Origin of the sequence: Flintibacter sp. HCN-6482, from assembly GCF_037892565.1 — a bacterium.
Taxonomy (GTDB): Bacteria; Bacillota; Clostridia; order Oscillospirales; family Oscillospiraceae; genus Lawsonibacter; species Lawsonibacter aceti.
The window spans coordinates 211,361-225,634 of the sequence record NZ_JBBKBK010000002.1; the positions used below are offsets into that span (position 1 = coordinate 211,361).

Consider the following 14,274-nt stretch of genomic DNA (forward strand, 5'->3'; position numbering starts at 1 on the left):
TCCTCCTTGCGTTTTAGGGTGTTTCATAGGTTCAAATGCGGCCTATACCGCTGTTTGACTGATTGGCCGCCCAGGCGGCTGGGGCGGGGGCCCGCCGGCTTCGGGCTTTGCCCGCGCAGACGGGACAGCCGCTGTGCTGCTCTCCCGTCCGGGAGTAGATGGCCGCCTTCCACACGTGGCCATAGGGGCACTCCCACCATACCTTCCGCCGGCTCCCGGCCGTCACCTGCTCCGGCGTTAGGCTGCCGTTGAGCGTCCAGTACCACTGGGCCGCCACCTCCGGCGCCAGAGTAGCCAAGTCGTTGAAGCCCGCCAGCGCCTTCCGCCCTGCACAGTAGGGGCAGCCGCTTCCACCCATGGTCCGGGCCGCCGCCACCGCCTGGTAGTCGTGGCCCTTTTCACACCGCCACCACACCTTCCGGTTGCTGTACGGCGACACCTGAGTTGGGGCCAGAGCGCCGTTCCGCATTGGGTGCCACTGGGCGGCTACCTCCGGGTAGAGGCTGGCCAGGTCGTTCTCCCCAGGGATTACCCGCTTGCCCGCGCAGTAGGGGCAGCCTGTGCCCCCAAAGGATCGAGACAGGACTCTGGCTTGCCACTCATGCCCCCGACAGCATTTCCACCATACCCTTCGGCGGCTCCCAGCCGTCACTTCCTGGGGCGTCAGCGACCCGTTCCTCGTGGGGTGCCATTGGGCGGCCAGCTCCGGGTGGGTGACAGCCAGATCGTTCTCCCCAGGGGCAGTTACCCGGTTGCTGCACACCGGACAGCCGCTGCCGGCTGTCCGGGACTTGACCACGGCCTGCCACTCGTGCCCTTTTTTGCATAGCCACCAGACCAGCCTGTGGCTGCCGGGGAGCACCTGGTCCGGGGTGAGAGGGGCGTTTTTCGTGGGGTGCCATTGGAAAGCCACCTCCGGAAAGCGGGATGCCAGGTCGGTCTGGCCGGGGACGGCCAGCTTCCCAGAGCAATAGGGGCACCCGGCCCCCGCGCTCACCCGGGCGTACACAGCGCTCTGCCACTCATGCCCCTTTCTGCACCGCCACCACACCCGGCGGCTGCTCCCGCCACTTACCGTGTCCGGTGTCAGCGGCAAGTTTTTCGTGGGGTGCCACTGCTCCAATAGTTCCTCACGGCCCGTTTGCCGACACAACTGATGCATCGTTTTCCGAATATCCTCATCCCCTTTCCGCGCGGGACAAAAAGGCCCAGCCTACAAGGGCTTCTTGACCTTCGGGACAGAATCAGCCTTCTGTCATAATAGGATAAGGTGTTAAAAATGCTGCCTTGTCCATTAACACTTGGAAGGATGACAAAATCAGCCTTCTGTTCTGGATAAGGTCGGGGAGAGCGGCCCTTTTGTCCTCAATAGCCGCTTCATGGGGCGGAAAAAATAAAAAAGCCGCTCTGGAGAGCGACTTTTTGTCAAATCATGGGCATGGAAACACAGGCCGGCGAAAAAATGGATTCGTCGGTCCTGATTTTCATGCCTTGGAAGGCAAAAACACTTGCTTTTTCGGCCTTCCCCTGATATGATTATTGTTATGTAATGGATGTATCAGCCTTTTCCTCTCAATTTTTTGGGACAGAAGGCTGATTCTGTCTATAAGGCTAGGACACCAGCCTCAACCGCTCCAAGGCGCGGGCGTGCTCGGCGCCAGTAGAGATGAGGTAGATACGGGTCGTTTCAATGGAGGAGTGGCCCAACACATCGGCCAGCTTGGCCACGTCCCGGCATGCCCGGTAGAAGGTTCGGGCGAATAGGTGGCGCAGATTATGGGGAAAGACCTTGGAGGAGGCTACCCCAGCTTTCTGGCAGAGCCCCTTCATCTCCGCCCAGATCTGTTTCCTGGATAAGCTCTTTCCGCCTCTGGTGAGGAATATCTCACCGGAGGCGATTTTTTGTTTCCTGGCGTATTTCAGCAGCTTGCGGCACAGCTTGCCAGGGATGAGAATGGCACGGATCTTGCCCTTGAGAGATATCTCTGCTCTGCCCCGCTGGGCGGCCTCCACAGTGAGATATCTTACCTCGGACACCCGGACCCCGGTGGCACAGACGCTCTCCAGCAGCAGCTCCAGCCGCTCCTTTCCGGCCGCGCCCGCCGCCGCTACAAGACGGCCGTACTCCTCCCGTGTCAGCTCCCGGTCCGAGTCCCGGAACAGCCGCCGCTGCAGCTTCAGGTGACGCACCCGGCAGTCCGCCCAGCCGGCAAAGGCCAGAAAGCGGTCCAGCGCCGTCAGCTTGCCGTTCACCGTAGAGGGAGACTGGCCCTCCTCTAGCAAGCGCTCCTTCCACCGGGCAACGGAGGCCTTGGTTACTACGCCGCCCGCCAGAAAGGACGCGAACTGCGCCACATCCCGCAGGTATTTCTCTACCGTCGCCGCGCTTCGCTCCTCATCTTCCAGCCGCTTCCGAAACCGGATCAGATGCTCTCCGCTGATACTCCTGTTTTTCATGTCCCGCTCCTTTCCATGTTTCCTCTTAGTGTAACCGTTCAGGGTCGGCTCGTATCCTCTTTTGCAGGGCTTATGTTGCAAATTGATACCAAACTTACCAAAGGGACAGGAACCTTGTGCCCTGGAACGACAAAACGCTCTCTTACATGAAAAGATGTTTCCATGTGAGAGGGCATTTCATCCATCGTGTATTGCTCAGGAGAAAATAGAGCCTGGGCTATTGCTGGCAGGAAAAAAGATCGCTCCTTTTGAAGCCGTTTCTGAGGCGGGAGCCTTCGAATACCCGGTCCAAGTGCCCTAAGAAGGCGGCATGGCATAATATGGAGTGGCGGCGTAGGCCAATTTTCAGCCGCCAATTTTAACAGGGAGATGTATTTCAAATGCCAGCCACCATCACCGGGGTCGTCTATGACGACCTGGACCGAAATGGTCAGTTTGACGGGGGCGAACCGGGGATCCCCGGCGTTTCCATGACATTATACAGGGCCGTAGGCAGCTGTACTACTGTGCAGACCGACGCCTTTGGCCGCTATTCCTTCTCTGTGGCGGCCGCCGGCAGTTATACGATATATGAGCCGGTGGTCCAACCCACCTCATGTCCGCCCTCAGCTTTTCCACAGCCGGCGGGCTATCTCCACTCCAATACTCCGCGTAAAGCGGATGTTACCGTGACTGCCGCTCAAGTGGAATCCAATGCGGAGCTCTCCGGACAGAACTTCGGACACGACGCCCTGAGCGCGCCGCTGCCCTGCTCCAGCCGGATGATTCAGTTTGTAGGGCGGCCCACCAACTGGTACGACATCGATCTGGTCACGGGGCAGTCGGTGCTGCGCGGGGCGGTAGACCCAGCCCACGATGTAAACGCCATTGGGTACAGTCCCCTGGACAACTATCTCTATGGCTATGATCAGACGACCAACAACCTGGTGCGTGTAGATGGGGACGGGACCCTGACCCCACTGACTCGCCCTAACGGACTGCCGGCTGCCGGCTACAACACCGGGACCTTTGACGCGGCCGGATTCTTTTACCTGTATATCAATGACGCGGCCCGCTACTACACAGTGGATCTGCGTCCCGGTTCGGCCACCTATTTGAAGCTGGTAGACCCCAGAGCGGGCTATGTGGAGCAGACGGCAAACTATGGCACGCCCCTGTCCTCCGCGGTCAACATCAGTGACTGGGCCTACGACCCGGCGGACGGAAACCTGTACGGTGTGCAGCGCAACGGGGTGCTCACTCGAATCGTCCCCACCACTGGCCAGGTCACGGCCCTGTCCACCACCGCCCCCAATCCAAATGCGTCTTTCGGCGCGGTGGTCATAGACAGCACCGGGACTGTCTACGCCATCGCCAACAACGACGGAACGGTATACCGCTATACCCACAGTGGCAACACTGCCGTAGGAGTGCCCTTCTCCACCACCTTTTTTGCCTCCTTTAACGACGGGGCCATCTGCCCCCGGGCGGTGGTGGAGCCCACAGCGGACTTGCAGATGACCAAGACGGCGGACCCCAATCCCGCTACTGCGGGGGGACCGCTGACGTACAGCATCAAAAACTATAACAATGGCCCCGACCCGGCACAGGATGCCCAACTCACTGACACAGTTCCCCCAGAGATGCTGTCCCCCCAGTTCTCCCTGGATGGGGGAAGCACCTGGCAGCCCTGGGCCGGCTCGACCCCTCTGGGTGACATCCCGTCAGGGGACAGCGTCACAGTGTTGATCCGTGGGACCGTGGACCCAGCGGCCACGGGGAGCATCGTCAATACCGCCGTAGTCAGTTCTCCTACCTTTGACCCGGACCTGTCCAATAACACAGACACCGTGGAGGTGCCGGTGGGGAAGGAGGCGGACCTGTCTCTGCTGAAGCTGGGCGCGCCCAAACCAGCCCGTCCGGGGGACCTGGTGACCTATACTTTCGCGGTGGGCAACGCCGGCCCCTCCAGCGCGGTAGATGTCACCTTAGAGGATCAGCAGCCCGATGGCCTGGACGGCCTGGAGTGGTCGCTGGACAACGGAGCCACTTGGCAGCCGTGGAGCCCAACTCTCCCCCTGGGGACTTTGATACCAGGGGTGGCCAGAGTGGTGCTGCTGCGGGGCGTAGTCAGCCCTGCGGCCGGCCAGACCATTGTCAACACGGCTGCCGTGACCAGTCCCACCCCGGACCCGGACCCCAGTAACAATACCTCCACGGATATTACACCCGTTGACCTGGCCGCCGACCTGGCGGTTACCAAGACCGGGGCGCCCAGTCCGGTATCTGCGGGCGGGGTACTGACCTATACCGTGGAAGTTTCCAATCTGGGGCCGGCGGACGGACAGAACGTCCGCCTTACCGACCCCCTACCTGACCAGCTGTCCAACGGGGAGTATTCTCTGGATGGTGTGACCTTCCAATCCTGGACCGGGTCTCTGTCCCTGGGCACCCTGCCGGCGGGCGGCGCACGGACCGTTGTCCTCCGGGGGACGGTGAGAGCGGATGCCGCTGAGACCATCCAGAACACCGTGACCATTACCAGCGACACTCCAGACCCAGATCCCACCAACAACACAGCCACGGAGCTGACCCCAGTAAACACTGCCGCCGACTTGGCAGTAACTAAGATCGCTTCCCCGAATCCGGCTATCCATGGTCAGTTGCTGACTTATTCTATCCTGGTCCAAAATCTGGGCCCGGACCCGGCGGTGGATGGCCAGATCACCGATATGCTGCCCGCCCTTCTGCTGGGGCAGGAGTTCTCTCTGGACAACGGGGCCAGCTGGCAGCCGTGGACGGGAAGCTATGCCCTGGGGACCATCGCCAATGGGCGGCAGATACAGGTGCTCATCCGGGGGACGGTGAGCATGGACGCGGAGGGCCTGGTGGAAAACACCGCGACCGTGTCCAGCAGCACCCCGGACCCGGACCCCGGCAACAACAGTGACACGGTACGGATCCCGGTAGACGTTTCCGCTGACCTGGCGGTGGTCAAGACGGGGCTGCCGGTGGCGGTGCGGGCGGGGGAGCCCCTGGTCTATACCATGATAGTGACCAATGCGGGCCCCTCCGCTGCCCAGAACGTGGAACTGGCGGACCAGACGCCGGGTGCCCTTCTGGGGCCCGAGCTCTCCGTGGACGGAGGGATCACTTGGGCACCCTGGTCCAGCCCCTATCCGCTGCGTACCCTGCTGCCGGGGGACAACAGGACAGTCCTTATCCGAGGGACAGTGTCCCCCTCGGCCCAGGCTGGCCCCCTGTCCAACACCGCGGTAGTATCCAGCACTACACCGGACCCAAATCCGGACAACAACACGGATACCGCACCGGTGGAGGTGGAGCAGTCCGCCAATCTGAGTGTGGTAAAGGAGGGCGGGACCTCTCCCGCGGTGCCCGGCCAGCAGTTCCAGTACACCATCACGGTGGGAAACAGCGGCCCCTCGGACGGACAGAATGTGATTCTGACCGACTCGGTTCCGGCCGCCCTGCTGGGACAGGAGTTCTCGTTGGATAACGGGGCCACCTGGGCACCCTGGTCCAGCCCCTATGGGTTGGGCATCCTGCCCGCCGGACAGAGCCGCTCGGTCCTGCTGCGGGGCACTGTAAGCACAACTGCGGGAGATACCCTGGTCAACACAGCGGTGGTGGCCTCTACTACCCCGGACCCGGACCCCAGCAACAACAGTTCCACTGATGTGACTCCGGTGCTCCAGACGGCTGACCTGGCGGTGGTCAAGACGGGGCCCGTGGACCCGGTCCAGCCCGGTCAGAGCTTGACCTATACTATCTTGGTGACCAACCGGGGGCCGAGCACTGCCCAAGGGGTAATATTGGCGGATATCACTCCGCCGGAGCTGTCCAATGTAGAGTTCTCCCTGGATGGCGGAGCCACCTGGGGCCCCTGGAGCGGGAGCTATCCTATTGGAGAACTGCCGGAGGGTGGGGCGCGGTCCTTCCTGATCCAGGGTGGATTGGCGGTGGAGGCCCGAACCAGTGTCACCAACACGGCCGTCGTGTCCAGCACTACGCCGGATCCAGATCCCACAAATAACTCATCCACCAGCGTGGTACCCATCGCGGGCGGCACGGATCTACAGTTGAGCAAGTGGGCGCCAGGTTACGTCCAGCCTTGTCAGACGCTGGTCTATGTGCTTCAGGTGACCAACCTGGGGCCAGAAACGGCGCTGCAAGCGGTAGTGACAGACCAACTGCCGGCGGAGTTGAATGGGGTGATGGTGTCACCCGACGGCGGCGGCACCTGGCAGCCCTGGATTGGCAGCTACGAGCTGGGGGATATCCCCTCCGGGCAATCCCGGTCCTTGCTGCTGGCCGGGCAGGTGGATGCCTGTGCCCAGGGCGTCCTTGTCAACCGGGCGGCGGTAACTGCTCTGTCCCTGGAGTTGAGGCCCGAGGACAACGAGGCATCGGCGGCCACGGTGGTGTGGAGGCCCTGGTGCCAGGGCCCGATGCCCCGGCACCGCCAACTGCCCTGCTGAAAAGAGAGATGCCGGAAGGATATCCTTCCGGCATCTTCTAAAATTAAAACAGAGTCCTGGAGCCGCGCAAGCTGTTTACCAAAAGAGAAGATCAGGGCTGACCCACCTGGGCCAGCCCTGATGCTCACATATTGGCCAAAATGTCCTCCAGTTCCTCCCTGGAGTAGCGGTACACTTTGTCGCAAAACTGGCAGGACAGCTCCGCCTGGCCCTGCTCGGCGATCAGTCCGGACAGCTCTTGCCGCCCCATGCTGATGAGGGCGCGGGTCACCCGGTCTCGGGAGCAGTAGCACCGGTACTCCACCGGATGCTTCTCCAGGATCTCCAGCTCAAAGTCCTTCAGTACCGCTTTCAGCAATCCCTCGCCGTCCAGTCCATCGGCTAGAGCGTGGCTGACCGAGCCCATGGCATGGACCCCGGCCTCTATCTTGGATATCATCTCCTCGTCGGCGCCAGGCAGAAGCTGGATGAGATAGCCGCCGGCAGCGGTGACAGACTGGTCCAGCCCTACCAGTACACCCAGGGCACAGGCGGTTGGGATCTGCTCGCTCTCCACAAAGTACATGGCCAAGTCGTCAGCGATCTCACCGGAAAACAGACCGATAGACCCCACATAGGGCTCCTTCAGTCCGATGTCCTTGATGACGGTAAGGGTGCCGTCGGTTCCCACCGCGGCCCCCACGTCCAGCTTGCCCCGGTACTTCTCCATCAGGTCCACCTGGGGGTGCTGGACATAGCCCCGGACGTTGCCCTCATAGTCGGACACCGCCAAAATGGTGCCCAGGGGGCCGCCCCCTTTGATTTGAAGGGTGAGGGAGCCCTGCTCCTCCTTGAGCATGTCGCCCATCATAGAGGCCCCCAGCAGAGCCCGCCCCAGGGCGGCGGTGGACATGGGCAGCAGCTTGTGGATGTTTCGAGCCCGCTCCACCACGTCCCGTCCAGTGACAGCGACAGCTTTGACCAGGCCGTCGCCGGTTATTGCTCTTACGATTTCGTCGCGCATAGATATTACTTGTCCTTTCTCGCAGTGAAAAAAACGCGCTGTTCCCCGTCCACGGGGGGACGCATTTTCAATTCTCCGAATATCCTGATCTGGGAAAAACCCGCCTGCCGGAGCATGGCCGTCAGCTCCTCCGTGGTGTAGGCCCGCTCCCGGTGGAGCTCCTCCCCCCGCTCCCACTGGCCGGTCCTTTCGTCCAACTGGAAAATATCCATGAAATAGGAACAGATGCGGCCGCGCCGGGAGTACTCCGCCCGCCAGACGCAGTAGGCGTCCTCGGTTTCATCCAAAAAGACCTGACCATCCAGCCCCTCCAGCTTTTCCACCGTGTTTACGTCAAAGAGAAACAGACCCCCAGGCATGAGAAACAGGTGGACCCGCTCAAAGGCCCGCTGGAGCTTTTTCGGGTCGGTAACATAGTTGACGCTGTCCAGGCAACACACACAGGCGTCGATGGTGCCGTACAGGTCCAGCCTCTCCATGGGCTGGCACAGGAAGATGGGCTCAATGGGGGCGGCGCCCCGGTTTTTCTCCGCCGCCTCGGCCAGCATCTCCGGCGACTGGTCCACTCCAATCATCTCATAGCCCCGCAAGGCCAGCTCCCGGGTGAGGGAGCCCGTGCCGCAGGCCAGGTCCAGCACCGTCCTGCCTGGCAGGGGCTGGCGGCGGAAGTGCTTTTCGATATAGTCGGCCCAGGCGGGATAGCGGACATCATAGGTCAGCTGGTCATAGCAGCCGGCCAGAAAGCGGTAGCTGTTCATCACCGCCGCTCCTTCAGGCGGGGGATGACCCGCTGATAGCCCTCTGCCCCGTAGTGGAGGCACCGGTTCACCCGGCTGATGGTGGCGCTGGAGGCCCCAGTCTTTTCCAGAATGTCGCTGTAAATCAGGCCCTCATCCAGCAGCATGGCCACTTCCATCCGCTGCTCCATGGCCTTCAGCTCGGACACGGTACACAGGTCCTGGAGAAAGCGGCGGCACTCGTCCTCGTCCTTCAGGGTCAAAATGGCGCGATACAGGGTATCGCTGGCCTCTTTATCCAAAAATTTTGACATAACAGGCTCCTTTCTCCCGATGATTCCAAGGGTGGGGGATATCTCCATACTTCTATATTTTAACAGGCTACCATGTGAAAGTAAACAAAAAAATACAGCCAGAGGACCGGCACCCGAGGTCCGCCCCTCGTAGCTTTTTTCACCGGCCCATGATAAAATAAAAAATCAATCCGATGTCATATCGCGCGTTTTTTTACGTCTAGAAGGATGAATAGGATTTTGGAAGGAGGTGCGGCCGTGGAGGACACAGACATCATCCAGCTGTATTGGGCCCGGGACGAGGGGGCCATTGCGGCCACCGACGAAAAATACGGCACGCTGTGCCGCTCTCTGTCCCACAATATCCTGGCCAGCCGGGAGGACGCGGAGGAGTGTGTCAACGACACCTGGCACCGGGCCTGGAATACCATGCCGCCCCAGCGGCCTGCCTCCCTGCGGGCCTATCTGGTCCGATTGGTCCGCAATTTGTCCATCGACCGCTGGCGGGCCCAAAAGAGCCAGAAGCGGGGAGAAGGGCTGGAGGCGCTGGTACTGGAGCTGGAGGACTGTGTGCCAGCCGTCCCCAGCGCCGAGGAGGAGACAGAGGCGCGGGAGCTCTCCCGGACCATTGACCGCTGGCTGGACGGTCTGCCGAGAGAGGACCGAGTTCTGTTTGTCCGCCGATACTGGTACGGACAGCGGCTGGATGAGCTGTCCGGTCAGCTGGGCTGGTCCCCAAACCGGGTGAGCCAGCGGCTGCTCCGCCTGCGGACGGGTCTGAAGCGGTATCTGGAGCGAGAGGGGGTAGTGCTGTGAGTGACAAGAGTGAGAGGATCTTTCAATCTCTGAGCGACATTTCAGACCAGAAGGTAGATGAGGCGGCCCGGAGACCGGCCGGAAAGCGGCCCGCCCCCCGTTGGAGGCGGTGGACCGCCCTGGCCGCCTGTCTGTGCCTGGTGGCGGGGGCGGCAGTGTGGTATCTGCCCCGGATGGGGGGGAGCTCATCCAACAACGGCCTGGGCGGGAGCGGAGCGGACGGGGTGACCAATTTCATGTCCTATGCAGGCCCGGTGTTTCCCCTGACCTTGGCGGAGGAAAACGGGGCTGTCACCGCCCAGCGGGAGATCACTCTGGACTTTCAACCCTGGGTACCCCGGTGGATCTCTAATGAGGAGATGGCCGCCGAAGAAGCGGCCTGGGGGGAGGAGAGCTACGATAAGATCCTAAGTGATCTCCGGGAGAGCTTCCCCGATAGGGGTTACTCCAGCCGGTCCACGGACCTTCTGATCCGCGACCGCTATGTACTGACCAATCACTCCGACCAGGAGCAGAGGGTCCAGGTGCTCTACCCCTTTGTCAGCTCCCTGAGGGACTTGACGAAGCGGATGCCAACCCTGTCTGCGGACGGCGAAGAACTGGAAACTGTCCTTCACCCCGGCGGATACTCCGGCGGCTTTCAGGACACCGAGGGACAGACAGATGGGGAGCGGCTGAACCTGCGGGGGCTGGACTCCTGGGAGGCGTACCGGGATCTTCTGTCCGACGGCTCCTATCTGGAGGGAGCCCTGGGGGATTACCCAGACCTGACAGGCGTGCCGGTGACGGTCTATCGATTCACCGATCCCTGGGGGCCGGAGCAGGACGAGAAGGCCGACCTTCCAAACCCTACCCTCCGGGTGGAGTTCGAGCTGGACTATGACAGGACTACTGTTCTCTCCTACGGCTTCCATGGCGGCTTCTATGATCGGGAGGCGGGGATCATGGGCCAGAGCTTCTCCATTCCTCAGGAATGGGAACGGGATCACGACCGACCCTATTATTTAATTGTCCTGGGGGACGACGTGGCCAATATGACCACCCAGGGCTATAACACCGGGGGCTGGGACACGGACAAAAAGATAGAGGCCGGGGTGGATATCCAGCGGTATGAGAGCGATCTGGATACCGCCCTTCGGGATGCGGCCGCCCTGCTCTATGAGACGGATATGGAGCGGTGGAGCAAGGACCTGTGGGGCCTGCGCCACCCCGCCCAGGCTACGGTGGACTTTGAGATGTACTACGGCCTGCTGTGCGGCTATCTGATGAGCTACGGCCTGCTGTCAGAGGACCCGGCGGAGCGGTATGAAACCGGCTGGCTGGAAGAGGTGGACTTTGAAGTGGCAGACCGTGTATGTTATCTGGAGGGGGAAGTGACTATCCCCGCTGGCGGGACAGTGGAAGTGACTGCCCAACTGGTCAAGAATGCCAGCTTCGATTTCTACTGTGCCCACACCGAAAACGAGGGCGTATACGGCTATGACCTGGTGACCAGGCTGGGCTCCGCCCTCACCTTTACCGGCCAGAGCGCCGTTCTGGAGGACCGGGAGCAGATCGAGATCGTTCGGCAAAACTTTGGATTTGAGCCGGAGAGCGGGATACGGACCGTGGAGCTGAATCCGGAGGAGGAGCACTACTATCTGGCGGTCCGGCGGGTGGAGACAGAGGAATAGGAAAAGACAGCGGACTGTGACCAGTCCGCTGTCTTTTTATCCCGCAAGCCCCCAGCCGTCCGGCTCGCTGGGGAAGTCAAAGCTGGTGCTGAACCAGGTGATCTCATCCCCCTCTACTCGGGAAGCGGGGAGAGAGGGGGTGACTATCTGCCGGCCGTACTGGTCGGTGACCAGGGCGGCGAAGACCAGCTCATCCCCCTCCTGGAGATCCAGCTCCACGGAGGGAAGGTGGAACCACTGCTCCGCCTTCTCAAAGCCGTGATGATTGTCTGGACGGCTACATGGCTCCAGCCAAAAGAGCAGTGCTCGGTTTCGGAACAGTCCGAGCTGGACCTGCTTGACCTGGGATTGACCAATATCCTCGTTGACCGCAGAGACGGAGGCGGACAGCCCTGTGAGGAAGCCATAATTCTCTCTCACATGGAACAGGCCGTCCTCTCCACGGGGAATATTTAACAGGGCACTCTCCAAAAGAGAGATATCTACCGCTGGTAGACTGCTGCCGTAGAGAGAGGAATAGTTACCCAGTAGTTGAGTCTGGCGTGTTCCCTGGTCCACCAGGACCGCGGATAAGGTGATGCTGTCTGTCAGAGGGCAGGTGATCTGGCCGGAGAACTCCTGCCCTGGTCCAGGAACGGCGGGAACGTCTACCAACCCATCCCCGGTATCAGCATGGAGAAGGATCTCCAGCCCCTCAGTATAGGTCTTGGGAACCACACGGACCGAAAAGGTGACAGTATTGGACGCCAGGTCGGCCGACTGGATATTGGTAGCGTAGTCGGCCACCAGACTGTTCTGGGATTTTAGGATCTCCTCCACCCTGCTGGTAATGGAGCCGATTTGACTATTGACCGAGTAGGTAATATTGCCCACGGAATTGGCCAGGTCGGTGTATTGGCGGTCCAGCTCCTTCAACCGGGCGAATAGGGAGCGCCCGGCCAGAAGGACAAGCAGCAGGGCCAGACAGGCGGCGCCGTAACGCAAGCGCCTATGGCGGGGGGAGCGGCTTTCCCGAACCTTCTGCTCCACCAATTCCGACACCCGCTCCTGCTGTTCCGCGGTGAACTGGCTGGACTGCTGATAGCGGGACAGGATCTCCTCTACCAGTTTCAACTGGGCAGGGGAGAGATCGTCGGAGATGCGCTCCTCCTGGTCCTCCTCCACACCGAGCAGCCAGCCGACGGATACATGGAACAGGCGGCTGAGAGCCACTAGTTTGTCCACATCGGGCAGACTGGAATCAGATTCCCATTTATAAATAGACTGTCGGGATACGCCGAGAGCCTCGCCCAGCCCCTCCTGGGACAGATCCAGCTCCCGGCGCTTGGCGGCGATACGTTGTCCGGTCGTCATGGTCATCGGCCTCCTTTGCATTCACCCTAGCAAAAAGGGGAGAAAAAGACCACCCCCTCGCGGTTTGAATCCTGCTAACCGGCGGTTTACATTCTCCGGAATCCATTGGGGCGCAAGGAGTTTAGAGGACCTCAGTCCACCAAAATAGCATTGGGATAGATGCGCTCCATGCGGCTGTCTGGGAAACGGCGGTCCAGAAGCTGTCCCAGCGCGGTGTCGGGCGGAGCGTCCATAGTCTGGCGCTGGGTGTACCGTCCCATGGCCAGACAGGACACGGCGATGTTGACCACCATAAAGAGGATGAGGACCCAGGAGAGGACCCGGCCGATCCGGAGAGGGAGCCGCTCGATCCACTGGGAGAGCCGGGGGTAGATGGACTTGAGCCACACGACAGCGGCGATGCCCCAGAAAAAACAGTATAACAGATTGATGCGTCCGCCCAGATTGAAGGGCAGGTGGCTGTAATCCCAAAACACCGTGCCGAAGACCAACTCGGTAAAAACGGAGCAGAGATACTCATAGACGCCGCCCACCACGGTTCCAACAAGAAAGACGTAGCTGTCGCTCTTGTGCCGGTACTTGTACAGAACAGCGGTGAGCAGGACGGCCCCCAGCCCCCAGACAATGGAGAAGGGGCCGTAGACCACGCTGCTTCGGCTCATCCACACCCCGGCCGTGATACGGCAGAAGATGGTTTCAATCATGTCGCCCAGAAAGGCGCCGATCAAAAACAGCCACAACAGCTTGTAAAAGCAGCAGCCCTGGGCAAAGACTCCGGACGTTCCTTTTTTAGCGGCTCTGCGGCGGGCCTGTTCCTCCAGCCGCTCCCGCCGTAGGCCGTAGGCCCTGGCCATACGGCGCTGGATATACCGGGTGACGGCGTTATCCAGATGGTCGGTGAGACGACGGAGCCGGAGGGAGAGCTCACTGGGCTCCTTCAGACTGGTATTGAGCTGGAGCAGGGCGGCCAGAGAGGTAAGCAGGTCGCCGGCCAGCAGACAGAACAGGACCAGCAGGATGAGCTGACCGACAGAGCGGGGAATCAGTCCGGCCAGCCTGACCAGCAGGGGGTTGCCAAAATAGAGGCACAAAAGGGCCATCCCGCCCCAGAGAAGGGAGTATCCCAAACAGATGTGACCCTCGAATTGAAAGCGGTATCTGGAGTAGTCCCACCACTTCTGGCCGGAGAGATGTTCCAGTAGGATGCCGGTGAACAGTTCAAGGCCGGTGGCAATAATCAGGCCAAAGAGAAAGAGAAAAAAGGGCGTATTTTTCAGTTCGGGCAGAAAGATGGCGAACAACACAGCCGCCAGGCCGTAAACCGGGGAGAAGGGGACATTCAAAAACCCCCGATTGATAAGCCGCCGCCCTTTGGCGGCCGCCAGAGCGGTTTCACCCAGCCACCCCAAAAAGGAGTAGGCCAGAAAGAACCAGAGAAGCTGATATACTGTATATTCCATAGAA

Annotated in this window: 10 protein-coding genes; 3 read left to right on the forward strand and 7 right to left on the reverse strand. The window is 60.9% G+C overall.

Going from position 1 to position 14,274, the window contains the following annotated elements; genetic code table 11:
• Positions 1-31: 31 nt before the first annotated feature.
• Both WKS99_RS06010 and WKS99_RS06015 read right to left on the reverse strand, forming a co-directional pair.
• Positions 32-1,162, reverse strand: a complete 1,131-nt coding sequence (locus WKS99_RS06010) for a zinc-ribbon domain-containing protein (protein WP_340405535.1) — start codon at positions 1,160-1,162, stop codon at positions 32-34.
• Positions 1,163-1,611: 449 nt separating this feature from the next.
• A complete protein-coding gene (locus WKS99_RS06015; protein ID WP_147571420.1) occupies positions 1,612-2,457 on the reverse strand; it encodes a tyrosine-type recombinase/integrase in 846 nt (281 codons plus the stop codon).
• Positions 2,458-2,837: 380 nt separating this feature from the next.
• Here WKS99_RS06015 and WKS99_RS06020 point away from each other — a divergent pair, with 380 nt between their 5' ends.
• Entirely contained in the window at positions 2,838-6,935 is a 4,098-nt protein-coding gene (locus WKS99_RS06020; protein ID WP_340405536.1) for a DUF6923 family protein, read from the forward strand.
• Between the two features lie 124 nt (positions 6,936-7,059).
• Here WKS99_RS06020 and hslO read toward each other — a convergent pair whose 3' ends face one another.
• From hslO to WKS99_RS06035, 3 genes are read right to left on the reverse strand one after another with little or no spacing between them, the layout of a single operon-like run.
• Positions 7,060-7,938, reverse strand: coding sequence for an Hsp33 family molecular chaperone HslO (gene hslO, locus WKS99_RS06025; RefSeq protein ID WP_147571418.1), 879 nt, complete (start codon positions 7,936-7,938; stop codon positions 7,060-7,062).
• A gap of 5 nt (positions 7,939-7,943) precedes the next feature.
• Entirely contained in the window at positions 7,944-8,696 is a 753-nt protein-coding gene (locus WKS99_RS06030) for a class I SAM-dependent DNA methyltransferase (protein ID WP_262670144.1), read from the reverse strand.
• A complete protein-coding gene (locus tag WKS99_RS06035; RefSeq protein ID WP_147571416.1) occupies positions 8,696-8,989 on the reverse strand; it encodes a YerC/YecD family TrpR-related protein in 294 nt (97 codons plus the stop codon). Before WKS99_RS06035 ends, WKS99_RS06030 begins: the two co-directional genes overlap by 1 nt.
• A gap of 237 nt (positions 8,990-9,226) precedes the next feature.
• Between WKS99_RS06035 and WKS99_RS06040 the strand changes: the two genes are divergently transcribed.
• The gene (locus tag WKS99_RS06040; RefSeq protein ID WP_340405537.1) at positions 9,227-9,784 is read left to right on the forward strand and encodes an RNA polymerase sigma factor; all 558 of its coding nucleotides are present in this window, start codon (positions 9,227-9,229) and stop codon (positions 9,782-9,784) included.
• Positions 9,781-11,457: a hypothetical protein gene (locus WKS99_RS06045; RefSeq protein WP_340405538.1), complete on the forward strand. Its 1,677-nt coding sequence runs from the start codon at positions 9,781-9,783 to the stop codon at positions 11,455-11,457. Before WKS99_RS06040 ends, WKS99_RS06045 begins: the two co-directional genes overlap by 4 nt.
• A 36-nt stretch (positions 11,458-11,493) precedes the next feature.
• Here WKS99_RS06045 and WKS99_RS06050 read toward each other — a convergent pair whose 3' ends face one another.
• The gene (locus WKS99_RS06050) at positions 11,494-12,810 is read right to left on the reverse strand and encodes a helix-turn-helix domain-containing protein (RefSeq protein ID WP_340405539.1); all 1,317 of its coding nucleotides are present in this window, start codon (positions 12,808-12,810) and stop codon (positions 11,494-11,496) included.
• Between the two features lie 131 nt (positions 12,811-12,941).
• The gene (locus tag WKS99_RS06055) at positions 12,942-14,270 is read right to left on the reverse strand and encodes a putative ABC transporter permease (RefSeq protein WP_340405540.1); all 1,329 of its coding nucleotides are present in this window, start codon (positions 14,268-14,270) and stop codon (positions 12,942-12,944) included.
• Positions 14,271-14,274 lie beyond the last annotated feature (4 nt).

Bases quoted from the DNA above. Each gene is read 5' to 3' on its own strand.
- WKS99_RS06010 (WP_340405535.1), bottom strand. From the start codon at position 1,162: ATGCATCAGTTGTGTCGGCAAACGGGCCGTGAGGAACTATTGGAGCAG.
- WKS99_RS06015 (WP_147571420.1), bottom strand. From the start codon at position 2,457: ATGAAAAACAGGAGTATCAGCGGAGAGCATCTGATCCGGTTTCGGAAG.
- WKS99_RS06020 (WP_340405536.1), top strand. From the start codon at position 2,838: ATGCCAGCCACCATCACCGGGGTCGTCTATGACGACCTGGACCGAAAT.
- hslO (WP_147571418.1), bottom strand. From the start codon at position 7,938: ATGCGCGACGAAATCGTAAGAGCAATAACCGGCGACGGCCTGGTCAAA.
- WKS99_RS06030 (WP_262670144.1), bottom strand. From the start codon at position 8,696: ATGAACAGCTACCGCTTTCTGGCCGGCTGCTATGACCAGCTGACCTAT.
- WKS99_RS06035 (WP_147571416.1), bottom strand. From the start codon at position 8,989: ATGTCAAAATTTTTGGATAAAGAGGCCAGCGATACCCTGTATCGCGCC.
- WKS99_RS06050 (WP_340405539.1), bottom strand. From the start codon at position 12,810: ATGACGACCGGACAACGTATCGCCGCCAAGCGCCGGGAGCTGGATCTG.
- WKS99_RS06055 (WP_340405540.1), bottom strand. From the start codon at position 14,270: ATGGAATATACAGTATATCAGCTTCTCTGGTTCTTTCTGGCCTACTCC.